This window comes from Prescottella subtropica (assembly GCF_005434945.1).
Taxonomy (GTDB): domain Bacteria; phylum Actinomycetota; class Actinomycetes; order Mycobacteriales; family Mycobacteriaceae; genus Prescottella; species Prescottella subtropica.
The window spans coordinates 32,098-56,201 of record NZ_SKCH01000021.1; the positions used below are offsets into that span (position 1 = coordinate 32,098).

Annotated in this window: 19 protein-coding genes; 13 read left to right on the forward strand and 6 right to left on the reverse strand. The window is 66.8% G+C overall.

What is annotated here, in order from left to right; genetic code table 11:
* From E0497_RS16235 to E0497_RS16295, 13 genes are all read left to right on the forward strand, one after another.
* On the forward strand, positions 1 to 1,893 hold the full coding sequence (locus tag E0497_RS16235; RefSeq protein WP_137725833.1) for a type IV secretory system conjugative DNA transfer family protein: 1,893 nt from the start codon (positions 1 to 3) through the stop codon (positions 1,891 to 1,893).
* 481 nt (positions 1,894 to 2,374) lie between these two features.
* Positions 2,375 to 3,766 carry a conjugal transfer protein gene (locus E0497_RS16240; RefSeq protein WP_137725834.1) on the forward strand — a complete coding sequence of 464 codons (1,392 nt, stop codon included), beginning with the start codon at positions 2,375 to 2,377 and terminating at the stop codon, positions 3,764 to 3,766.
* Positions 3,767 to 3,820: 54 nt separating this feature from the next.
* Positions 3,821 to 4,141 (forward strand): hypothetical protein, encoded by a 321-nt coding sequence (locus tag E0497_RS16245; RefSeq protein WP_137725835.1) that lies wholly within the window; start codon positions 3,821 to 3,823, stop codon positions 4,139 to 4,141.
* Between the two features lie 35 nt (positions 4,142 to 4,176).
* Positions 4,177 to 4,737, forward strand: coding sequence for a hypothetical protein (locus tag E0497_RS16250; RefSeq protein ID WP_137725836.1), 561 nt, complete (start codon positions 4,177 to 4,179; stop codon positions 4,735 to 4,737).
* 8 nt (positions 4,738 to 4,745) lie between these two features.
* Positions 4,746 to 7,772 (forward strand): ATP-binding protein, encoded by a 3,027-nt coding sequence (locus tag E0497_RS16255; RefSeq protein ID WP_137725837.1) that lies wholly within the window; start codon positions 4,746 to 4,748, stop codon positions 7,770 to 7,772.
* Between the two features lie 30 nt (positions 7,773 to 7,802).
* Positions 7,803 to 10,784, forward strand: a complete 2,982-nt coding sequence (locus E0497_RS16260; RefSeq protein WP_137725838.1) for a hypothetical protein — start codon at positions 7,803 to 7,805, stop codon at positions 10,782 to 10,784.
* A gap of 12 nt (positions 10,785 to 10,796) precedes the next feature.
* Positions 10,797 to 11,378 carry a hypothetical protein gene (locus tag E0497_RS16265; RefSeq protein ID WP_137725839.1) on the forward strand — a complete coding sequence of 194 codons (582 nt, stop codon included), beginning with the start codon at positions 10,797 to 10,799 and terminating at the stop codon, positions 11,376 to 11,378.
* Positions 11,379 to 11,475: 97 nt separating this feature from the next.
* Positions 11,476 to 11,802, forward strand: coding sequence for a hypothetical protein (locus E0497_RS16270; RefSeq protein WP_137725840.1), 327 nt, complete (start codon positions 11,476 to 11,478; stop codon positions 11,800 to 11,802).
* The gene (locus E0497_RS16275; RefSeq protein WP_137725841.1) at positions 11,799 to 12,425 is read left to right on the forward strand and encodes a hypothetical protein; all 627 of its coding nucleotides are present in this window, start codon (positions 11,799 to 11,801) and stop codon (positions 12,423 to 12,425) included. Before E0497_RS16270 ends, E0497_RS16275 begins: the two co-directional genes overlap by 4 nt.
* A gap of 374 nt (positions 12,426 to 12,799) precedes the next feature.
* A complete protein-coding gene (locus E0497_RS16280) occupies positions 12,800 to 15,097 on the forward strand; it encodes a peptidoglycan DD-metalloendopeptidase family protein (RefSeq protein WP_137725842.1) in 2,298 nt (765 codons plus the stop codon).
* A complete protein-coding gene (locus E0497_RS16285) occupies positions 15,097 to 15,675 on the forward strand; it encodes a hypothetical protein (RefSeq protein ID WP_137725843.1) in 579 nt (192 codons plus the stop codon). The genes E0497_RS16280 and E0497_RS16285 overlap by 1 nt, the downstream gene beginning before the upstream one ends.
* Before the next feature lie 98 nt (positions 15,676 to 15,773).
* Complete coding sequence (locus E0497_RS16290; RefSeq protein ID WP_137725844.1) at positions 15,774 to 16,145, forward strand: hypothetical protein; 372 nt, start codon at positions 15,774 to 15,776, stop codon at positions 16,143 to 16,145.
* A 5-nt stretch (positions 16,146 to 16,150) separates the two neighbouring features.
* Entirely contained in the window at positions 16,151 to 17,422 is a 1,272-nt protein-coding gene (locus E0497_RS16295; RefSeq protein WP_161987434.1) for a nuclease-related domain-containing protein, read from the forward strand.
* Positions 17,423 to 17,704: 282 nt separating this feature from the next.
* Here the strand turns inward: E0497_RS16295 and E0497_RS16300 are convergent, their stop codons facing one another.
* The 6 genes from E0497_RS16300 to E0497_RS16325 form a co-directional block, all read right to left on the reverse strand.
* On the reverse strand, positions 17,705 to 18,787 hold the full coding sequence (locus E0497_RS16300; protein ID WP_137725846.1) for a hypothetical protein: 1,083 nt from the start codon (positions 18,785 to 18,787) through the stop codon (positions 17,705 to 17,707).
* A gap of 35 nt (positions 18,788 to 18,822) precedes the next feature.
* Positions 18,823 to 19,176: a hypothetical protein gene (locus E0497_RS16305; RefSeq protein ID WP_137725847.1), complete on the reverse strand. Its 354-nt coding sequence runs from the start codon at positions 19,174 to 19,176 to the stop codon at positions 18,823 to 18,825.
* Between the two features lie 130 nt (positions 19,177 to 19,306).
* Positions 19,307 to 19,627 (reverse strand): hypothetical protein, encoded by a 321-nt coding sequence (locus tag E0497_RS16310; RefSeq protein WP_137725848.1) that lies wholly within the window; start codon positions 19,625 to 19,627, stop codon positions 19,307 to 19,309.
* Positions 19,628 to 19,654: 27 nt separating this feature from the next.
* Positions 19,655 to 20,560, reverse strand: a complete 906-nt coding sequence (locus tag E0497_RS16315; RefSeq protein ID WP_137725849.1) for a hypothetical protein — start codon at positions 20,558 to 20,560, stop codon at positions 19,655 to 19,657.
* A gap of 15 nt (positions 20,561 to 20,575) precedes the next feature.
* Positions 20,576 to 21,661 (reverse strand): hypothetical protein, encoded by a 1,086-nt coding sequence (locus E0497_RS16320; protein WP_161987435.1) that lies wholly within the window; start codon positions 21,659 to 21,661, stop codon positions 20,576 to 20,578.
* Positions 21,662 to 21,949: 288 nt separating this feature from the next.
* Positions 21,950 to 23,671, reverse strand: coding sequence for a DEAD/DEAH box helicase (locus E0497_RS16325; RefSeq protein ID WP_137725851.1), 1,722 nt, complete (start codon positions 23,669 to 23,671; stop codon positions 21,950 to 21,952).
* Between the last annotated feature and the right edge of the window lie 433 nt (positions 23,672 to 24,104).

Genomic DNA, 24,104 nt, shown 5'->3' on the forward strand with positions numbered 1-24,104 from the left:
ATGCGTCGACGTTCCACTGAGCCCACGATCGCTCTCGGTCTCGGCCACTACGGGTATCCGCTGCTGGCGCCGTCCTCATTGTTCAAGAAGGCGGTGGTGATCGTTGGCTCGTCGCGGTCCGGGAAAACACGGCACGCGACATCGATTGCCGACCAGCAGGTGCATGTCGAGGGCGGCGGGAATCTGACGATCGACATCAAGGGCGACGACGCCTTGGTGAAGTCGAAGGCCCGCTTGGCTGAACGAGAAGGCCGATCGTTCCTGCATTTCACGCTCGCACCGAAGAACGGGGGCGGGTACGAGCAACCGCACCCGTATGCGCCACCGATCCCGGCCCGCTATGACCCTCTCGGCCGCGGCAACGGCAAATCGAAAGCCGAGATGCTGCTCAAGTCGGTTCCTCGTGACGGTGACGCGGCCGCGTATCTGCGTGCTGCGCAGGAGATCACCGAACTCGCCTGGAACATTGCCGCGCTGACCGGCTACGACCGCACCATCGGGGCTGATGGCCGGACCCGCATTTCGGCGCTCGAAACGCTGATGAACATGCTGTCGGTTGCCGGTGAAGGTGGGGGAGAGCTCGAACGTCAGGCTGCCGCTCTGAATGTGCCGACCATCTTGTCGTACTACCCGCATCTGTCTGAGCGGGACGCGCAGCAGCGGATCGCGACGTTGCGTAGTCGGGTCCAGTCGGTGGTGGGCGAGTTGAAGAAGGGCAGCAGTGTCACCGCGCAGGCCGCGTCGAACACCCGGCAGCTGGTGTCGACGTATGTGAACTCGTCGGCCCTGTTCCCGGGCACGTTCGGCACCGGTCGCAGCCCGGCCGGGCAGATCGATCTGATCCGGGCGATCCTGCGTGGCGAGATCGTCGTGATCAGTCTTCCCGCGCAGGACTACCCGGACTTCTCGGCGATGATCTACTCGATGATCCTGCTGGATCTGCAGAACGCTGTCGCGACGCTGCGGAGCAGGAAGGCGGTGGTTGCCGAGTACCTGGGTGTCGACACCAGCCGAGCGGACAGCACCCCCTGGCCGCCGTTCATCGTGCAGATCGAAGAACTTGGTAGTGCAGTGAACTCGGCGTCGGCGGAAGCATTGATCAACCTGCTCAACAAGTCTGCGGACATCGGGATCCGGGTCATCGCGTCGACGCAGGCCCTTGCCGACATCCGGCAGATCGACGACGGCAAAGGGGTGTGGCTCGAACGGCTCCTGGCGCAGGCCGATCACCTGTTCGCGTTGCAGCTCAACGCGGAAACTGACGACGAGATCGTCTCCGGGTTCTCGGGGAAGGTCACCAAACAGTTCGCGACCAACGAAACCGAGGTGTCGAACAATCGTCTGCGGATCTTCACCGGCGCGTCGGAGTCGAAGAAGGTGCGGGGCGCCGAGCAGCAGGACACCCGGATCCCACTGGGCACCACGCAGGCGCTGGACCGAAGCAAGTGGGAAATGGTGTACGTGTCGAAGGCCCCGAAGCTGACGGCGGTGCATACGACCGCGCCGGAGGGCCCGAACAACTGGTTCGAGATCATCGAGATGGTGCCGGTGTTCGAACCGGATCTCGGCTACAACCCGTTCGCGGCGGACACGACGCTGGTGGAGGCGACGAAGGCTGCTGCGCGGGCGAAGGCGATGGAGCTGAACCAGGAACTCGCGGACCCGAACTCGTTGTTGTTCCGCATCGTTGACGGTGTCGACGAGAAGGCGGACATCGAGCCGGCCGCTGTTGTCGTCGCAGATGCCAGCGGCGAGGTCGACGAGCCGCCGTTCCCGGACGAGTTCGGGTTCGGTGAACCTGATGTGCCGGATGAGGATCAGGCCGCGATCGATTCGTTCTACGAGAGTGTCCCACCGGAGTCGGACCCGGGCGGCTGGGATCGGATTCCCTGACCCTGCGGGCTGCTTTGCCTCTACCTACCCCCTGTCTGTCGCGGACCTCGTTCTCGCGGCGGCAGGGGGTGTCGTTGTTTCGGGAACCGGCCACGCGAACCGGGGGACACCGGAAGTGCCTGCCGTACCCTGACTGCATTCGGAGATGTCACCACCTGGTCTGGCTATGAAAAGTGGCCTGTACCTGCAGCAATGACGGTTTCATGTGGAAGGGATGCACGTGTCGAGAGATGCTGAACTGGTCGACCGGGCAGCGGTTGTTCTGCCGGACGGGTTCCGGCCTGCCCGCGCCGACAAACGCATCCCGGTGAGGCGGATCTACGCCGCATTCACTCCGGCACGTGAGTCTGTCCGTCCGGGTTTGGCATTGCTGCTCGGGCAGGCCCCTCCGCCGCAGCCGGTAGCGCCGGTCCAGTCCCCTCCGCCGGTGGTGCCTGCGGCGCCGACACCACCCGCACCCGCACCGGTGGTCGAGCCGGTCGTGGAATCGGATTGGGCCGACGTCGACGGCCACCGTATCTACAAGTGGGTGCTCGAGGTTGACGGCGGCCTCTACGTGGCTTCCGACGCTGACGGCACCGAACTGCGTGACGAGCACGGTGACCGCATCTACGTCGACGACCTCGGCTACGCCATCACCCCCGACCTCGGTGCGGACACCGCTGCCGGCGCCGACCTGGTTGCGGGCGAACCGAAGACGGATGCCGCCTCCCGATTCGGGAAGGTGAAGAACCTGTTCGGGTGGAAGACTGAACCTGATGCCGACACCCCGCAGGTGTTCGACAGCAACGGTGTTCCCCTCGTCGACTTCGACATCGTCAAGGTTGGGAAGGCCCCGACCTTCGGCCGCCACAACCGTGGCCGCCGCGCCCTCACCATCGCCGTGTCGTCGCTGGCCGCGTGTGCAGCGGTCGGGTTGATCGCTGGTGTCACGATCGGCCGGTCCGCGATCCCCGCCGAAGGCACGATCTCCGCGCAGGAGGCGTCCGCGTACCGGTTGACGACGTTCCCCCTCGACGCGGCGGTCAGTTTCGGTCGGCAGTACCTCGATGTGTGCCTGACCCACGGTGGCGGGGATGCCGTCAAGAAGCGTGAACAGCTCCTCAAGGCGATGGGCACCCCGGGCGCTGCTGACGGCTGCGGGTGGACTTCCGGTGGTTTGCAGCAGGAACCGGCGTTGATCGTGTGGGACGGCACGATGACCCCGATCAGCGAGTTCCCGGACGGGGAGGCCGCCTACCTCGGGTTCACGGTGTCGATGGCTGACGGCCAGTACCAGACGGTGTCAGTGCCGGTGTGGGTGAAGTCCAGCAAGGTCAGCAACGACATGCGGATCGTCGGTGACATCGGTGTCACCGCCCCGATGCGGCTCGCGACGCCGCCGCCGGCGAAAGCGAAACTCACCGACGACGGCAGCCTCGCCGGCCAGGTCACCGATTCCCTCCTCGCCCCGTTCTTCAAGGCGTGGGGCGCCTCGGATGCGGGCCAGTTGAACCTGGTGCTCGCTGACTCCGCGGTCGCCCGCGCCCGCACTGGCCTCGGTGGGATCGTCGCCAACCCGAAGATCGACAAGGCCACCGTCCGGTCCCCGCGTGCGACGGACACGCCCGCGAACCAGCCGATCGTCTACCAGGACGGCGACGCCGCGGTCGCCGAAGTGCGGGTCACCTGGGATGTTCCGGCATCGGAGTCGACGCAGACCACCGGCTACCGCGTCGAGTTGGTCCGCCATTCCGGTAAGTGGCTCGTCGTCGATATTCGGGCGGGACTGGTCGACCGCGATGGTGCCGGCGCTGCCGGCTCCGGCATCGGATCGGCCAACGAACTCGTGCCCGGCGCCGCCTCCACCCGCGGCACCGGCACCGGCGGATAACCGCCCCACACAGTCGTCCGGCAGCGGGCCGGCAGCACACGAAAGGGACACCCCATGATCACCAGCACCACGATCGATCTGCTGGCGCAGAGCAGCGGTACCAGCGGTATCACCAGCATCATCCAGAACCTGACCACGGAAATCCGGGTCATCGGTGTCGCGGTCCTCGTCCTGATGATGGTCGTCATCGGCGTGATGATCGCGATCGCCGCCGGCAAGGAAGGCGGCTGGCGGTCGAGCATCCAGAAGCTCATCGGTGTCCTCGCCGCGGGCCTGGTCATCGGCGGAGGCCCGATCGTCGCCACCTACATGGTCGAGTCCGGTGAACAGGTCACCGGCTCCACCAGCGGCGGCGGCACCGCCCAGTTCGAGTGACCGCACCGGATCCGAAACAGTAACGGGGAACGCTGATGCCAGCTGAGGGACGCTACGCGGTCGACCGCACGCGGGTGATGAACCACCGCAACAAGATGTGGCAGCTCGGCCGTGACGTGTCCTTGGTGTCAATCGGCGGTATCGACGCGCAGCTGTCCGCCGTCGCAGGTGCCGTAGCAGCGGCCAGCCTGATCGTGCTGGTGCCAGTCGGGGCGCTGCTGGGGCAACTGTGGATCACCGCCGCGGTCGGATTCCTGCTGGTGTTCGTGATCGCCTACTGGATCGCCAACCACAAGTTCGGCAGCGACGAGTCACCGTTCCAGTGGGTGCGTCTGCAGTGGGCGCGGCGGTTCAGGAACCCCGGCCTGATCGCTGGTGGCGGTGCCGACAAGAACCCGGGCGATCTGCGGTGGGTGGGGATCGTGTGGCGGCCCGACTGGGCGCGCATCGACGTGAACCAGCCGGTGAAGCGTCCGGTGTACGACCCCCGACCGGTCGCGCGGGACACGTTCGTTCTGCCGAAAAGGCCGCCGCGCATCACATTCGAGCAACTGCTGGCCAGCACACCAGCCGACCCGATCGAGAAGGACAGGTAGGAGAAACGATGTGGATCATCCTGGTACTGCTGGGCGTCGCGGTCGTGATCGCCGGTGGTGTCGCTGTGGCCGTGCGCCGGCAGAAGGCCACCACGAACAAGGCGCCCGTCAAGCGTGCCGACCGGCAGCGTCTCGGGGTCCGCTACGCCGAAGACGGCCTGTTCCTGATCGGTGACGGCATGTGGACCGGGGTTGTCCTGCCCGGCTCCTCCGACGACTTCACCTCGAATGCGCAGCAGGAGCATGCGTTCGACCGGTCCGCCGACTTCTACCGGCAGCTGCTGTCGTACGCCGAAGCCGAGCAGGGGCGGGCGGCATCGATCGTGTGCCACGAGTTGGTGCGCTACCAGCCGGTCGACACCGGCAAGTGGGAAGCCGAACTCGACAAGGCTGTGTGGGATCCCAGCGGCCTGTTCCAGACGCTGGTCGCAGAGAAGGTCGCCCCCCACATTTCAGCTGCCGCGCCGGAGCCGCGACGGATCCTGATGATCCGTCTGGGCACCTTCAAAGGCCCGAGCATGGCCGACCCGATCAGTCTCATCCTCAACTCCGCCGACCACGTCGCCGAAGAACACTTCCGGGCCAGCGACCTCGAACCGTTCCGGGAAGCCGCCGCCACCCTCCACGCCCGCCTGTCGATGGGTGGGGCCGAACCGATCAGCCGCGCCGACCTGGTGTGGCTGATCCGCAAGCCCCTGTACGGCGGCTTCCAGCCCCCGACCGAGAGGGACTACAACGCCACCCGCCCGTGGCGGGCCGGATTCTTCGACCAGGTCGTCGACTTCGAGGGCCGCAACCTGTCCGATGCTGTCGAGGTCGTCGAACCGAACTGCGACGGCGGAGAACCCCGCACCTCCTACGTCACCACCCTCGTCGTCGCGGACAGCCCCGCAGTGATGCCGTTCGACTACCACCAAGCGTGGGGGCGGATGCTGCGCACCCTGCCGCACGAGGTGGAGGTCAGCTGGCGCTTCAAATTGATGTCATCGGAAAGCTGGAAGAAGCTGGCCAAGAAGCGGATCGGCCTGATCAAGGATGAGGCCGACGATCGTGTCAAGGCCGGCAAGGTCGATGACGCGAAGTTCGGTGAGGTCTACGACGACGCCACCCGCCTCGAGGACGACCTCGACCTGCACCCGTCGCCGGCGATGATCGGGCAGCTGCGGCTGTCGGTGTCCGCGCCGACCCGCAAGGAGTTGGCGCGTGCCGTGCAGGACGTCAAGGCCGCCCTGCGGGATGTTGAACTGCAGCAGCCGCTGAACATTCAGCACGCCCTGCTGCGTGAGCAGCTGCCCGGCGACCCCGACCCGGTGCACGTCGGGCGGGTGAACCTGTGCGACGACACCCTCGGTATCGACATCGGTACCCGCTGGACCGACATCGAGACACTGGCGTTGGCGCGGCTCGATTCGTCCCCGAGCGTCGGTGACGCCGTCGAGGTGCACCGCAACGGGCAGGTTCTCGGCTGGCGGGGCCCGGCGATCGGCTACTGCATGGAGAACGGCGCCGTCGTTCACTTTGACCCGCACGTGCAGGTCGCCCGCAACCACGGCGCCGGCATCGGCATCATCGGCGCGTCCGGTGGCGGCAAGTCGTCGCTGGCGTTGATGCTGTTCTTCTGGATGTCTGAGTCCGGGACGCAGGTCGTGGCCGCTGACCCGAAGAACGACATCGAACGGTTCTGCTACTACCTCGCGTTCGGCCCGCAGGTCACCGACCCGGAGTTCGCGAAGGACGCCAGCCGCGGCATTCTCGGCACCCCTGAATCCCGATTCCAGCCGGTCAACCAGGAGTTCTGGGATCAGACCGACATCATCGACCTGTTCGGTGGCCCGCACGGCATGCTCGGGGCGTGGGCGTTGACCGACACCTACGAAGACGGGGAAGCCCTCGCGCGCGCGCAGCTCGAACTGCTCGTCCCTGACCGGGAGGACCGCGACAAGCTCGAACCGGGATTCCAGAAACTCAAGGAGATGTACCGCAAGGCTGCGGCCGCCGGTGAAACCTTCCAGCCGAGCCTGTCGGAGCTGGCCGCCACCCTCGGCGAGGAAATCGAGCTGTACAAGCATGCCGCCGACGAATCGAACGACGACTGGTCGTCGCGGCTGCAGGCGAAGCGGGAACTGGTGCGGATGCAGGCGTTGCAGGCCCGCATGGAGAACGCCGCCCGGAACCCGTACTCGCGGCTGCTGTTCGGCCGATCCGATGCGTCGACCGCGTTCCGGTCGATCCGCAAACGCCGCACCGTCATCACTCTGTTCCGGTTCACCCCACCGGACCCGGCGAAGGAACCGAGCCAGTGGAGCGAAGCCGAGCGTGACGCGGCGGCGGCGATTTTCACCGCCCTGCACCGCATCAACGACTTCTTCGGTGACGTCAAGGAATCGGTCAGCCCGCACACCCAGCGGCAGGGTCGCCGACCCCGCGCACTGTTCATCGACGAGGCGTACATCGTCACCGCCATCGAAGCTGGCCGTGACCTGATCGCCCGCGGTCTCCGTCAGGGCCGATCCCTGAACTTCGTGATCGTGTTCATCTCCCAGCAGGCCAAGGACATCGCCACCATCGAAAAGGCGATGACCGAGGCCGCAGAGGCCGACCAGAACCAGTTCTCGACGGTGTTCGTTTTCATGCAGAAGGGTGCCGCCGAAGCATCCGCGGCACTCGAACTGCTGCGGGACACCTCCGACGCCGACGACGCTGAACGCCGCGAGTTGGCGCGCCGACTCCTGCCGTTCAGCAAGGGCGGCGATCTCGGCAACGGGGTGTGCGTCATGCGGGACGTCGACAACCGGGTCTCGGTCCTGCAGGTAGACCAGATGTTCGTCGAACTGTCCAACGCGTCGCAGACGAACGCGACGCTCAGCTCCGAAGCCCAGTCCACCCCGATCTCCGACAACGGCCGCGACTGGACCATCGACCCGAGCGCCCTCGACCTGGTCCGCCGCGGTGTCAGCCGGAAAGTCCTGGTCACCCCCGATGGGGAAGACCACAGCTACGAGTTCGACGACTTCGAATCCCTGCTGACCACCTAACCCACCCCTTTTTCGACAGGAAGAACCCACATGGCGATGTTGACCGCGGTGGCGAACGCCCCGGCCGCGCTGCACCCGTTCGTCATCCGGCACGGCCGGGCGATTGACAAGTGGCTGGTGCGGGCGTTCACCCTGCTGCTTGCCGCCGCTGGTCTCACCTCGGTCAGCGGCCCCACCGGGCTGCTCGCGATGGCCGCCGTCGGGGCCGCCGCTGTCGCCTGCTGGTACGGGGCCCGCCGGCTGCCGCAGGTGACGGGGGCGCTGCTGTTGACGCTGGTGTGGGGTGGGCTCGTCGGTGCGGTCGCCGCCGCCGTCGGGCCGGTGTTCGCGATGGTCCACGCCGACTTTGTGGTCCTGTACCCGATCGGTCTGGTCGCGGTCCTCGCCGCCACCTATGTGATGCGCTCCCCGGGGGTGCATCGCGGGTGGACGGCTGCGGTCGGCCAGGCGGTGCTGATGCTGTCGTTCCCGGTGGCGTTGCTGTGGCCGGGCACCATGGCCGCCGGCTACAGCTACCTGGTCAGCATCATCGCCGCACTCGCCGTCGTGGTGTGGCGGGACCGCAAGGGCACCCGAGTTCGGGTGCAGCGCAGTGGCCTGCGCCGGTGGCTGCGCGCCGGCACCCGCGGCGCCGCATTCGGTCTGATCAGCCTGGTGCTGCTCGGCTCGATCGCGATCGCGAACCCCGCTGCTGGTTCGGCGGGCCCGATCTCGTGGGTGTCGGGGAAGATCAGTGGTGCAGCCAGCGGCGCCATGTCCGACGTCGTCTGCTCGATCACCCGCCCCGACCTGAGTGGACAGCCCCCCGGGACCGGGCCTGAGCAGTTCCTGTCGAACCGCAACCTCGGGAAGGTGCAGAACGCGAGCGGCGGGGTTCCCGACTTCGCGAAGGACGCCAACAATTTTCAGCGCGCTGCAGAGGCGTCGAACCATTCGATGGACTCGTACACCCTGTACGAGATCAGCGGGCTGCGTGGACTCAAGTGGGTGAACTGGCAGTACAACGATGAGGGTGCCGAGAACTGCGCGATGATGCCGTGGATTTCCACGCTCATCGGCAACCAGATCATGCAGGTCAACGTGTACCTGCTGCAGGCCACGATCGCGCTGAAAGAGTATGCGCAGGCGAAGAACCCGATCCAGGGCGTCTACCAGAATGTCTCCCCGGTCGTCGGCAACCTGTACAGCTCGTTCTTCATCCCCATGGCCGGGGTGATCCTCATCATCGCCGGCGTCGCGGCAGCGGTGCGGGCTGCCGGTAACGGTGGTGTGCGCCGCGGATTCTCCGACATCGGCATGACCGCAGCCGTTGCTCTCGTCGCAGGCATCTTCTACGGCGGTGTCACCGTCGCCTCATGGGCTAAGCCGGACGGCAACGGCTTCTACATGATCGCCTCGTTCGGCGACCACGTCGGCGGCATGCTCAGCAGCGCGATCGCCGACACCGTGTTCAAGACCCTCGACAATCAGACCGACGGCGCGATGATGTGCAAGACCCCCGAGCCTGCCCCGGGCGGTCAGTCGACGGACCTCGGTCACCGATTCACATCGTGTGTGCTCGCGGAAACCCTCGTCTACCAGCCGTGGGCGATCGGCCAGTTCGGTAAGGCCGGTGAGAATCCCATCACCCCACCGGTCCCCACATCCCGGTTCGGTAGCCCCGGCAATCCGGATGTGGGGATCAGCCAGGGCGGCGACGATCAGGGCCTGCCCTGCTACAACAACTACAACGGCTGCTCGGACATGCGGTCCTACCTGCTGGCTCAGACCGGTGGGCCGAGTATCGATCGGGCGCGTAGTGATTGTCTCGACGGTGTCGATGAGTACGAGTCGATGGTTGGGTGCGATCCGCACTATGCGGTCGCGAACGCGCTCCACACCATCGCAAACGCTGAGAACGCCGAAGCACTCGGACAGTCGAATCTGAAACCGAACGATGCGGCGGCGACGTTGGTGGCGTTCTCCGGTAGCGGCACCATGCCTCACGTCGCGAAATCCCTGTCCGCTCTGTTCGGAACAGTGATCGCGTGCATCGGTATCGCCGCGATGTCCCTGATCACCCTGTGGTGGCATGTGTCGCTGCTCGTCGTGTTCATCCTCGGCCCCCTGCGATTGACCTGGGCGGCGTTCCCCGGCAAGGGAAAAATGATGAAGAACTGGATCGACGACATGGTGTACGCGCTGATCATGGCGTCTGTCTACTCGATCCTGTGCACCCTGATGGTGTTCATGCTCGGCCTGATGTTCACCACGAACGTGGCCGCCGGCTTCAAGTTGCTGTGGAGCGTCGCAGTGCTGGTCGGAATGTGGATCGCGATGAAGAAGGTGGAGGCTGCAGCCCGACCCGAAGGCGCCACCCAGGTCAACGCCGCGAGCACCTTGCAGGGCGCCACGATGGGGGCACTCGGCACCGCCGGTGTCATGGCCGCGATGGGTCGCCGCAACGGCGGCGGCAACGGCGGTGGTCGCGGCGGCGACACCACCAGCGGTACCGGAGCCAACTCCGCGGGCAACCAGCCGCAGTCGAACGCCCGTCAACGTCTCGCCGCAGCCGGCCAGAGCGGTGCTGCCGCAGCCGCCGCGGCGGGCCGGAAGGCTGGCAGTGCGGCAGGTTTCGTGGCCCGCCCGCTCACCGATCCCGCTGTGCAGGGCGTGTCCCGGGCTGCGGCCGCGACCGGCGCGAAGATCCGCAACAGTCGGATGGTGACCGGTGCAGAGGATTTGGGTGGCCGGGTCGCCGCTGGTGCAGGCCGGTTCGGTGCAAGCGTGGCGGGCGTGGGACGCGACAGCCTCAGCGCCGCCCGCGCGGTCGCGTTGCGCACCCACGGCGCCTACATCTCGCAGGACACCCGCGACCGGTGGGTGGGGGCAAGTGATGGGCTGCTCAGCAATGCGGGTGCCCGCGCGAACGACAGCGCGGCCCGTGTCGCGCAGCGGCGGAACGAACATCAGGCGGCGATGACGCAGTACCGGGCCTCGATCGGTGGGTCACGGGATCGGGACGAGGACTAGAGGTAGAAGCGCATGAACGACTCCACACCCAACGGGCATGAGCGGCCCGTCAACGGAACCAGCCCTGACGGCAACAGCGAGTTGAGGGACCGGCTCGAGAGCATCCGTATCCGCCAGCAGGGGTTGACGATCTCGGGGCAGGATTTCGGGATCTTCTACGACGAAGCGAACCCGTTCGACGCGGATCTGCAGGTGACCTTCGATGACGGCAGCGCCGTCAACAACGTCGTCCTCAACGTCTCACCACCCGACCTGGTGGAGTTGCGGAACCAGATCGATGAAGTCCTCGCCATGCAACGCACCGCCGTCGGGGAACCCCCGGAGCCACCGACCTCACCTGCATCGGACTTGTCGGTGTCGGCGGGCGCCAACGGTGAAGGTGGGGGAGAGGCGGCCGACACCGACGGTTCCGACGAGGATCACGACGACGAGGACCGCAGCCGCTTCGAACGTGCCTCCGATCCGATGAATCTTCGTGGGCTGGTGGGGAATCTGCCGCCGATCGCGGGGGTGGATAGCCGCACCTGGTTGCCCATCATCGTCGCGATCCTCATCGTCTTCACCGCGGCCGCGTTCCTCGGCAGCATGTTCTGACCGGTGATCCGCTGCGGACCGCAGCCTGTATCGGCTCCCTCACGGGTGGGACACCCGAAGGTGGCCCGACAGAATGTCGTGCATCGGAGGTGCACGAATGAACGAACAGTCGAATCGTGCCGGACGTCCACTGTCCTGGCGTGAGTACCGGCAGCTGGTGGCGGCGGCGGCCGCCGACTGGATGCGGGGACTCCCGGCTGCGGTACGCGGTGGCGGTCAACGGTTTCGACGCCACCGCGGTTTCCGCATGGTGGTCCTCGCGGTGGTCGTGGGGTTTGTGCCCGTCTGGAACTACCCGTCACCTGCACTGCAGCAGGCCAGTCATGTTGTTGCGATCGCCGCGGGCGGATGGCTGGCGCTGATGGTGCTGTCGATCGGGTTCGGCAGTGCACGCAGGCGTGCGCGAGGAAGGAATCGTCGATGAAGAGGTGCGTCACGTGGATGCTGACGGGTCTCGCGGTGGCCGCGGTCGTGTCGTGCTCGAACCCGTCCGAAGGTTCCCAGGTTCCGTCGACGACCCCGCCGATCCCTGGCGTGTCGACGACCACGATCCCGCCGACGTATCAGGCGCCGTACACGCCGCCGGCTGTGGTCCGTGGGGCCACGCGGGAGGCTGCGGAATCGACTGCGCAGAAGTTCCTTGTCGGGTGGACGACGTTCGTGCCGTGGGATTTCGAGCCGGCCGACGATTGGTTCGCCCGCTGGGACGGTTTGGCGTCGCCCGAGTTCATCGGACAGATGCAGACGTCGATCAACAGCATGTGGTCGTGGACGTGGAACGAACAGAAGAAGGCGTTCGATTCCCGCGCCGAGCATGTCGTGGACACGTGGATGGGCGACGACAACCGGTCCGCGGTTTCTCGGGTGACGATCAGCCGACTCGTGCTCGGCATGAATCAGCGGGTCGACCAGATCGAAACGCAGACCTTGACGTTCGACGTGCACATGCTGTTGTCGAAGTCGGGCACCCCGAAGGTTGTTGCGGTCACCGAGACTTCCGCTGACGCGCCGCCGCCGCAGGTCACGGGCGCGGGGTTCGGTCGGTGAGCGACGGCGGATTCACGGGGTCGTCATCGCCAGGTGGTGCTCGACCGGTCGGCCGCAAGACCGCGGCCGGTAGCCGGGGTCCGGCAGGCGGACCGGCGTTGCCGTCTCCGGGCACGGTGGGGAAGAGGGCTGCGGGGGGCGACTCGGACGCGCCCGTACAGGGGTCTGCTGGTTCGGGGCGGGGGCCGACTGCGGGACGTGGGGTTGGCGGTCCTGGACTACCGGGCGGGTTGCCGGGTGGTCGTGGGCCGCGGACTCCGGCAGGGGCGCGGCAGGGTGGCCCACCTCCGCCTGGGGCGGCCGCGGCATCGAACTCGCTCCGTGAAGGGGCCACGCAGGCGAAGAACGCGGCCGGTAAGGCGATCAACCGGTCGGTGGAGACCGCGCTGGCCGCCTCCACCGGCGGTACCGCGTCGTTCCTGTATCGGATCATCCCGAAGCCGACTGACAGCAAGGAAGAGCGGGAGAAGAAGTCCCGCCGACTGTTGATCTTCGGTGGTGCGGGACTCGCCCTGATCGGCATGTCCGTGATGTTCGTGTTCATGGTGGCGCTGTCGATGTTCGGTGTCCTCGGCGCCACCTCGGGGTCGATGGCGGCAGCCGGCAGCGCCCAGAACGGTTCCTGCGTGGACTTCTCCGTGCCCCGCATCGCTCAGGGCGGGCCCGGGGGAGCGGCAGGGGTACTCGGGCTACCCCTCGACGAACACAACATGAACGTCACCAGCGCGTTCGGATACCGGGAGATCGGTGTCGGCACCAACAGTCACGACGGCACCGACATCGCCGCCCCCGGTATTTTCGGTGCCCCCATCTACGCGGTCGGCGACGGCGTCGTCACCGAAGCTGGCCCCGCCGACGGCTACGGCAACTGGGTGATCATCCGCCACGACATCGACGGTCAGATCGTCGACTCACTGTACGGGCACATGGAGGACGGTCACGTCTACGTCAAGCCCGGCGACCAGGTCAAAGGCGGTCAGCACATCGCCGACGTCGGCAACGCCGGATGGAGTACCGGCGCGCACCTGCACTTGGGCATGTACCCGGGAGGGTGGGCTGCCGGTCAGGGTGTCGACCCGATGCCGTGGCTGTCGAAGTTCAAGGCAGGCGCCGGCAGCGGTGGCGGAACACCGTCGCAGCCCAGTCCGGTCGCCAACACGGCTGGGCCGGCCACGACAGTCAGTGACGCCGAGTTGGCGGCGATGCGCCCCTACCCGCTCGATGGTGCGCAACAGCAGCAGACCCTGAACTCTGAGCAGCAGGCCAACGTCGCCGCCATCATCGCAGCCGCCCGCGAATCCGGACTCGAGCCGGCAGCGAGGGCTGCGGTGATCGGCACCGCCGTCAGCGGACAGGCCACCAACTTCATCTCCCGGCCCCGTAACGGGACCGAACCGGTCGGCGTCTTCGCTGAACGGCCCCTCGGGGAGTCGAACATCGACAACCTGATCAACCCGAAGTACGCGGCCGGCCAGTTCTTCAAGCGGCTCGGCAGCTACGCGGAGAAGCATCCGGACTGGGCGACCCAACCGATCGGGGACGTCATCGTTGGGGTGCAGCCCGAACGGGTGAGCCTGAAAGACCAGTTCTCGGCATGGGAATCGCAGTCGGTCGACACCGTCGCCGCACTGTGGTCGAGCGCGAACGCGCAGGAAGGTGCCACCGCGCGGTTGACGTCGGCGTCAGCGAACCCGAACTGTGCATCCGGTGTGGTGAACATGGGACTCACTCCGGGCAGTGTGCCACCGGAGTACGCCGACATCATCGTGCAGGCCGGCTCCCTGTGCCCCGACATCCCGCCCCCGTTCATCGCGGCGATCATCGAGCAGGAGTCGAGCTGGAACCCGAACGTCACCAGCGCGGGTGACGGCGTCAACTCCGGTGGCGCGCAGGGCATGACCCAGTTCATGCCGTACACGTGGGCGGAACGGGGAGTTGACTCCGGGTTGGACCGTGCAGGTAAACGGGAGAGTGGAACGACTGCACCGGATCCGTTCAACCCGTACGACTCGATTCTGTCTGCCGGCCACTACCTCTGCTACATCGTCGACTACCTCAAGCCGCACATCGCCAGCGGCGCGGTGAAGGGCGATCTCCTCGACCTCGCGGCCGCCGGCTACAACGGCGGCCCCGGCTCGGTCACCACGTACGGCGGCATCCCCCCGTTCACTCAAACCCAGGAATACGTGCCCAGTGTTCGCACGAAGTACGAGAAGTTCTCGCAAGCCACCCCCAGCGACACCATCAAACTCGTCAGTTCCTCTGGTGGCGGCGGTTTCGGTGGTGCGGTCGTTGCGGCCGCGATGACGCAGATGGGCCTGCCGTACGTGTGGGGTGGCGGGGACTCCAACGGCCCGACGACCGGGATCCCCGACCCCCAGAACCCTGGCGGTTCCGGCTTCGACTGCTCCGGGCTCGTCGAGTACGCGACCGCGCAAGCCTCGGGCGGCACCAACACCATCACCGGCACCACATGGACGCAGGTCAAGCAGGGTAAGGCGATCTCCCCGCAGGACATTCAGCCGGGTGATGCGGTGTTCTCGAACGGCACCCAGCACGTCGCGATCTGGGTGGGGGACGGCAAGGTGATCGAGGCCCCCACGTTCGGGCAGTCCGTGTCCATCAACAACTTCGACCTCGCGAAGGCCGAAGACATTCGGAGGTACGGGTAATGCGTAGAATCCTGGCCACGCTGGCTGCAGCGGCCGCCGGCGTGGGTGTCCTCACCGGCTGCAGCAGCAGTGACGGCACCACGCCGGTAGCCGACCCGACATCCTCAGTGGCACCGTCGGAAGACTCCGCCACAGCCACCGCGAACATCCCCAGCCAACTCCACGACATCGATCCGTCCACCATCGACGTCCACGACCCCGAGCAGGTGGCGGTCGCCGCGGTGGAAACGATGTACACCTATCTGCCGGCGCTCGACGCGGGCCCGAACGCGGCGATGCTGCGGGCGGCCCCGCTGCTCACCGAGAAGATGGCCGCTGGTGCCCGCGACTACCGGCCGCCGACCGGTCCGGGCCGGGAATGGCAGCGGTGGGCCGATACCGGCACGTTCATCTCGGCCGACGCGATGATCAGCCCCCAGCAGCGGCCCCCGGACACCGATCGGGCACTGCGCTACATGACGGTCGAACAGACCACCACGACCGCGCGCACCTCACAGAAACTGAAACCGTTCACCCTGGTGGTGGCGTTGGAAAACACCAGCGGCGGCTGGCGATTGGCATCCATCCTGCAGCGTTGAACCCGCTGGCAGAAGGCCCGGTTTTCGTCGTGCCGCACTCCTCGAACCCGGTTCGTAGCGTTGCTCGCAACAACCCACCCGGACCTGAGGAGGCCCCTATGAGCACGCAGACCGCGACGATCCTGCACAACACGGCAGTCGACACCGAAGGCCGCTCGATGGTGTTCTTCCACGGTTACCGCGACCAGCATCCGATGGCGGTCGTGTTCCGCGCCGAGCTGCCCTCCGAGCTCTCCACGGAGAAGGCCCTCGCAGTGCTGTTCGATGAGTTCAACATCGGTGAAACCTCCCAGGCGGCGGTCGCCTACCGGCAGGTTCACGGCCTGCGTTCCCTGTCGGTCGGTGACGTCGTCGGTATCGGCGGCAACTGGTGGGCGTGCGCGAGCCGCGGCTGGGACCGGCTCGAGAAGCAGCCCCTGATCGCCCTGCACGCAACGCCCCGCACTTGGTCAACAACGGAAAGGTGGTAACTACCGTGACCATCGTGAACAGCATCAACGACACCGGCCGCGCCCGCGCGCGGCCGGTGAACGACCCGGTCGAGTCGGCTGCCCGCAGCCTCCGCGGCATCGAACGCGACAAGGCGCGGTTCCGGCGCAGCCGGACAGCGATCGTGGTGTCCGCGGTCGTGCTCGTCGCGCTCGCGGTCGGCGCGATCGTCACCGGATTCGTGTGTGACGCCGAGGCTGGGGTGTGGACGCTGACGGTGGCGGTCCTCGCGGTCGCCGGCTTGAACTATGCGGTCACCTGGTACGGGGCGGCGGTGATGGTGGCGTCGATGACCGCTGCCGCGGCCGTCACTCTGCTGGTGGGTGCCCGATTCGATCTCGGGTGGGGGCAACTGGCTGCGGTCGCCGCGATCGCCGCTTCTACCTGGGTGATCGGCACGTCCCGGCGGCTGCGTTTCCCCCGGACTCCCGCCGCGATCACCGCCCAGTGGTGTGTGCCCGCGGCCCTCGCCGCGGCCGGGGCTGCAGGAGCGGGTGTCGCGGTCACCGTCGCTGTCGCTGTCGCTGTGATCGCGAGTGCGGCGGCCGTCAACATCGGGGCCTGGCTGACGGCCCGCCGCGCCTCACGCCGGTCGGGTATCCCGATGAACCCCGGCAGCAACCTCGCCCGCACCCTGATCGGGCTCGTGCCGCCACCGGATATGGTGTCGGCGAACCTGCAGGCCGGTATCAGCGCCGAGCAGAAGACCGCAGCCGAGTTGTCCACGCTCGGGCCGGAATGGACTGTGCTGCACTCCCGGTCGCTGCCCGGCACCAACGCTGACGTGGACCATGTCGTGATCGGCCCGGCCGGTGTCCTGCTCATCGACACGAAGCACCGCAGTGGCACCCTCACCTACCTGGGTGCGGACAGTGCGGCATCGCCGGAACGGCTGCGTGTCCTCGAACTGTTCGGGGCCACCGACGCAGCGGGCAGCGGGTGGGAACTCAACGGCCGCGACGCAGCCCCGCTGGCGGCATCGTCGATGTTCGAGGCCGCGTGCATCGACGATCTGCTGGCGATGCCGCAGGACCGTCTGGTCACCCCGGTGGTGTTGGCGGTGCACGGTGCGGTGATGGACACCGACAGCGGAATCATGCAGGTAGCCACCGAAGCTGGCTACACCGCCGACGTCCACGTGGTTGCCGGACCGCACATCGCCGGCTACCTGCAGACCCTGCCCACTCTAGGGAAGTCCGAGGCGTTCCTCGCGGACCTGGCGGTCGTCGTCGACTACCTCCTGCCACCGAAGATGTAGCAGTCGTTCCACCAGTGGTATTCGATCTCAAACCCCTGGTGGAAAAGCAGCCCTCAACCGTTTCGGCCCCGCACCCCACCCGCAGGTGCGGGGCCGAAACGGTTCAGCGCACCGACCCAGCTCCGCCCAGGACTGACAGCAGCTCGTGGAATTACCTGCGCTCGAACCCCACCGGAGCGAGACGATACGGCTGGGCAGGAAGGCTAGGTTCGATGCCACCCCATACAGGCGTTCGGGGTGCCACACCATCGTGTGGCACCCCGAACGCGAGAGTGGAACCAATCAGTTAGCGGTCACCGGCAGCGGTGTGGCCAGCGCCGACATGTGGATCGCCCCCGTGCGCAGAAAATCTAGTTGCGCCTGCAGATTCGCAGCCATCTCGGGCAATTCGTCGGTAAGCCGACGAGTTTGCGCGGTCTCAAGCTGCGCTTTCGCAGTAGCGGTGAACAGATCGTCGAGACATCTGATCCGGTTGGCGCTTGTGGTCAGACTCTGCACCGCAGCAAGATCCTGCAAGATCGCCTCGACTGGCAGCATTCCCTCTCGATACACGTGCAGCGCACCAACTCGGGCCACGAGTGCAGTCCACGCGTCATCGACAGTCTCGCGGTGCCGCTGCCACTGGGCGTGGACCGCGGACTCCTGACTCGCGGGAGGGATGACAGCCGAGTCGATCTTCCACATCTGCGCGGCATGCTCGAAGATCTCCCGACGTGCCATAGTCAGGTCCAGCCGTACACGCTGGGTGTCAAATACTGGATCTTTCCATGCCGGAGAACCCTGGATGTCGTCGATGATCGCGGCCGCGACATACACCAATTGCGCTTCACGACGCGGCTGTCCGCTCATCCACTGCTGGCGGATAGTCGCGATAGTTCCGTACGGGTCAGACTTCGGCTGACGCACTCCTGCGGCAGTTAACGGCAGCGTGAAGATCCGGGTGGCGTCGACGATCTGACCTCGCTCCCAAGTCGTCAACCGGACTGGGTCACGGGAAACTAGGTAGCCGACAAGCAGGATTCCGGCTGCGAGAATCCACAGCGTCACGCCCGCGATCAGCAGTCCAGAGCTTGGCTGGGCAAGATACGCCAGCGTTGGGAATCCGCCGCCGATCGCAAGGATCGCCGAGGCGTAGCGGGTGATGTCCCGAAAGCCGTTGAAGCTGCCCACCTTGGCCCGTGTGGACTCATAGAGGTGGGCCCGATCACGTAGATCGGCGGGCAACTTCGTGTCGTCGAGCCGTCGGGAAGACCACTGGTTCGATCCCAAGCGGTTCGCGAACGTGTTGAGATCGTTCACAGTTACTGCGGCGATGCGCTGCTCGATTGCAGGCGTGAGATTGCCTTCAAAAGGGTTGGTGGTCACTGAGGTACTCCTGGATCGTGGTGTCAGGCATTCTGTCAGCGCAGGGCGACCTTCCAGAGGTTCGCGGCCTTGTCGTAGCGGATGGCGGTGCGTGGCAAGTTGCCCACCACATCGTGCAGGTCGTCGTCTTCGGCGAGATTGGCGTTGCCAGCAGCCGGGGAGCCGTCGCCGGTGAGCACGGAATGCAGGACGTACTCGTCGGGGTAGCCGTTCGAGTCGAGGAGCAGCGTGGTCGCGTCGGGGTAGCGCAGGGCGCCGTGCTCACGGAGGGCGGTGATGGCGGCGGCGTCGACCCGCTCTGTCAGTTGGCGGCGCTCCTCGATCAGCTTGAGCAGGGCGTGACGTGCCGGGTAGTTGGCAGCCGCGGTGTCGGTGGTGGTGTTCGACATGATCATCGAATCCTGTCTGTCGGTGGACGTTGCGGATTCATCGTGTCGAGTGGCCGATTGCATTGCGGCACCAACAGATCCGGCCACCACGCTGGCACCTACATGGTGGACAGCGTGGTGGCCGGGAAGGTCAGATGAACCGTGCCGCGGCGGGTGCAGTTGGCGTCGCAGGAGTTGCCCAGGTGGCGACCTGTTCCCGGCGGGTAGCGGCGGGGAGCCGACGGGACAGCAGCGTGAGTTGGCGGGCCAGTACCGCGGTCGCAACAACGTAGTACGGCCACGCCACCCACATGCCGCCTTCGGTGTCGTTCCAGCCGAAGTAGGTCAGCGACATCGGGGCCAGGGCGGCGAGCAGGTAGAGCAGGGAACGGGCGGCGCCGGCTGTCCATACCGCCCGCACCAGCGAGACGGTCATCGCGACGGCGCCGAGTCCGAGGAGTAGTTGCAGCACAGCAGGTTCCTTCCGTTCTGTGAGGGGTCAGCGGATGCTGGCGCCTCGTTCGATCTTCGGCGTGTTCTTCCCCAGATAGGAACTGATGTCCTTCGTCAGCGCGGCAGCAGTCTTGTCCTCGGCTGGATCTCCGCTACCGGTGACAATCGCCTGGACGGTGTAGGCGTCGATCGGCGCGGACGCGTCACTGAATCCGCGTGTTGCGATGCGGGCGCGCATGGTCCAGTCGTCGCCAACGAGTGAGGTCTGTGAAACCTGGAACTGCGGGGTCACGTCAGTTGGGGTGACTGTGCGGTATCCGGTGTCGAGTCGGTCGCGGCCGATGTCGGCGGTGTCTTTGAAGGTCTTCCCGGATTCTGCGAGCATCGTCTCGATCTGCAGTCCGGCCTGGTCGTAGGCGATCCGCGTTTGTGTGCAGGGCTTCGGCATGAGCACATCGGATTCGTTGCATCCGCTGCGGATATCGAGGCCTGCCGGGGCCGGTTCGATGGCCGCGATCTTGCCGGCATCGATGGTGGTTGACAGCGGGTTGGATTCGGCGGCCAGTGTCGCGACCGTGATGGTAGGGACTGTCCAGTCGGCGGCGGCGCCAGCGATGGTGAAGGTGCAGCCCTTCATCGTTCCGGGCCCGTCGCCGGGCTTGGTGGTGACGGTGATGTCGCTGGTGGGGTGTCCGAGCTTGCCGTACTGGTAGGTGATCAGTGCGGTGACCGGGTCGGTGAGTTGCGTGCTGCACGGGTCGCCGGCCAGGGCTTGGGTCAGCTCCGGCAGGTTGGCGCCACCGACCGGCAGCGTGTTGCCGGGCGCGGTTGTCGTCGTGGTGGTGGTTTCGGTGGCCGCGGGGGTGTCGTCGTTGCTGTCTCCGCAGGCGGTCAGCACGAGTGCGGCGGCGCCGAGAACTGCGACGGCGGGGGCCGTTCTACGCAAGAGCACGAGGGTAGGTCTCCTTCACTTGGTGGGCAGCAATTCCATCAGCAACAGCATGCCGGTGCAGTCGAGGGAGTCTCCGTGCGGGGCGCTACCTGCGGATGTGTTCAGTCCTGTCTTCGATGCCAGCCGGTCGGGGTTCAGTTTGTTGGCGGTGGATCGGATCGAGGCGAGGAGTTGTCGGGCGCTGCGGCGGCGTTCGCTGCGGCGTTTCTTCTGGGCGGCTGCCTGACTGCGGGTTGCGCCGGCTGGTGTGGGTGTGGAGGCGGGTCCGGTCCCCTCGGTTGTGTCGTTATCGGTGGCCGTCGCGGTGGCCGCATCCGGTGCTGCAGGCGTTGCCGCCGCGGCGGCAGTGGAGCCGGCAGGGGTGTACGGGGGATGGGCAGCGTGGGCGAGAGCGTCAGGGATCGGCACGAACCCGTCCTGCCGGTCGGCGTAGTCGTGGAGGACGTCGTCGAGGGCGCGGGGCGCGGCCGGGGTGGAGAAGGTGCCGTCCGCCGCCGTCTGCACGCGCATCTGGTGGCGTTCGGCGTCGGTCAGATCTGCCCATGCTTTCGGGTCGCCGGACTGTTCGATGACGTGCATGCGGGAGGCGGCGATGTTCGCGTTCTCGGCCGCTTCGTAGTGGCGGCGGGCCCAATGCTCCCATTCGCGTTGGTCTCCGCTGTTCATGTCCATGCGTAGTCGGCAGCGGGCCATGTCGTAGCGGGCGTCGCCGAGTTCCTTGTAGGCGTCGAGGGCTGCGGGGTGGGTGGGTTTCGGTGGCATCGCAGCAATCTGGTCGCGGCGGTACGCCTCCATCAGCCGGCCTTCGATGAGCCGCTTCGACAGGCCGGGGATTTCCTTGTCCCGGGGGTCGGCGGCGAGGCGTGCTTCGATGTCGGCGGCGAGGTTCACGCGGGCTTCCTCGGTGGAGTCGAGGTCCGCTTGCCGCATGATCATCTCGCGGGCGGCGAGGTCTCGCTCGTGGGTGGCCTGTGTGTGTTCGGCGGTGCCGGGGGTGAGGGCTTGGACCTTGGAGTGCAGGCGGCGGACCGTGTTCCGCTGTGCCGTCAAGGCGGCGGCGCGGCATCTGGGGCAGCGGCGGCCCGGTTTGGCCTTGCACATGGAACGGCACCTTTCGACGAGGGGTCCGTTCATTGTGGCGGGGCGGGTTCCGGTCATCGGCGGGTCGTGTCGTGTCCCGGATATGCGAATGGCCCGCCGGAGCGGGCCATTACGCGTATCGGAGATGCACTAGCCTCACCAACGGAGGCACGACGCGGGGCAACCTGACGAAGCCGTCGGTCAGCTCCCACGTTTTCAGGTACCCCCCACCAGGAGGGGTGCACTCATCATAGTTGTGCAGGTCAGCCGGTCAAGTACCAGGTATCCGTGGGCGTGTTCTTGATCGGTTCAATCTTCAAGCACTGTAACGGGGAGCCAGTCTGCACCGAACAACTTCGCTATCGCCGCCAACGCGCTGGTATCACCGTTGACGCTGGTCGAGGTGACCAACAGTCGGTCGATCATCGTCCTCGCGGCAGCCTCCTCGACCGTCCCTGAGGCGTAGATCAGTGACCATGGGCACACCTGCCCGTCCCGGTGCGCGCGGCCGATGGTTTGCCGGGCCGCGATCCCCGAATAGCGGGGCTGATGGAAGTACCCGACCCGTGGTGTCGTCGTCGCCCGGCTGCCGTCCGCGAACATCTCCCCAGCCTGCAAATTGATCGCCGACGCGGTGTTGAACACCACCACCTGGCTGCGGCCACGCTGGAAACGCATGCGTTCGTATTCGAGGTCACCGCCACCGTAGATGCGGGACACAGCGACACCCTGTTCCTCGAGCAGATCGGCGACCGGGTCGGCGGCGGTGGTGGTCAACTCGACCGCGACGAGCACCTGGTAGCCGCGTTCGACGGTCGCGGCCACCAACTCGGCGGTCTGCGGGGCCCGCAGCAGGCTCGCTTTCTGCCGGAATCGCATCAACGCGGCCCGACCTCGAGCCGTGTCCTTCCCGGTGCGTGCGAGCCGCATCTCGGCCCGGAACTCACCCCAGTCCTGGTTGTAGGACGCCCACTGCTCGGCAGTGAAATCGACGGGCAGTCCGTCGATGGGGGCCGGACCCCACGGGGCGTCACGGTGCAGCAGCACCGGCGGGTGGGTGGTTTCCATCCATTCCCGCACCACAGTGACCGCCTTGTTCTGCAGCGCCTGGGATTCCTTCGCAGCCGGTGTCCACTGCCACTTGCCCTTCTCCCACCCCGGCTCCAACGGCAACCCCAGCTCGGCCAGCCGGGCACCAAGGTCGGCCCACCGTGCCGGCGGTTCACCGTGAATCTGCGCGAGCAGCGACGACAGATAGGTGTACTCGCCGGGATGATGCCCGGGAGTGGCAGTCAGCGACATCACGAACGGCGCCTTCCCCGGTGGGGCAGCGAGTTTGTTGATCCGCCGCATGTACTGGGTGCGGGCGGTGGTGACGTGCCGGAACTGCTGGGCTTCGTCGTTGATGACGACATCGAAGTGGATCCGCGGCTGCCCGTTGCGGGCCAGGAGTTTCTTGAGCTGGTCGGGGGACATGATCAGCCACCGGAAACCGCCGTCACCACCGAACGAGGCGATCGCATTACGCCAGGCGGGGATCGTGATCTGCGCCGGCCGGTCGACCGTCACCAGAATCGTGGACCCACCCCCGAGAAGACAGATCGCCTTCGCCGCCAACACTGCGGTCCCGGTCTTGCCACACCCCATCTCGTCGCCGAGGAGGATGCCGCGAAACCCCTGTTTGTAGGCGGTAGCGATGACCTTGGCGCCGTCGATCTGCATCGGCCGCGGCGCTTTCGGTGCGGCCTGCGCCCCGCCGCCGCGCACCCCGTTGAGATCGTCCTCGACCCAACGGGTGTAGCCGTACGGCTTCGACGCGAACACCGCCAGATGATCCGGGAGGTGACGCCCGACGAACGCGTGAGCCCGGATCCCCGAGTAGTAGCGGGCCCCGACCGGGGTAGTCCGGAACGGGACGCCCTCGAGCACCCAGATCCGTTCACCCGCACCGGCTACCGGCATCTCCGGTGGCGCGGCCTTCCGGGATGTCTTCGTGCGGCCGGTACTGCGGGCGCGGGCACGGGGCGGCATCGGCTATCCCCACACATCGTCGACATCGTCGGCAGCAGCAGGAGGAGTCGACGCAGGCGCCGGCGCAGGTGCGGGAGCTGGCTGCGCGGGAGCAGCGGCCTTGGTCGTCTTCCGCGCTGCCTTCGCCGGAGCAGTAGCCGATCCAGTCCCCTTCGCCGGCGCTGCATTCGGGGCCGCGACCGGGACCGGCTTCTTCCGCGCCCCGGCGGACTTGCGGGCAGGTGCACGCGTAGCTGCAGCCACAGGTGTAGGTGCAGGGGTAGCTGGAGGTGCGGCAGGTGCCGCCAGTTCAGCAACAGGCGCAGATGCGGGTGCGGGTGTCGGCTCGGGCGCCGGAGCCGGAAGGGGCTCGACCAACGCCGGTGCCGGCTCCGGAGCAGGCTGCGCTGCGACCGGTGCATCGGCTGGGGCGGGAGTCGAGGACGCCTCCGGT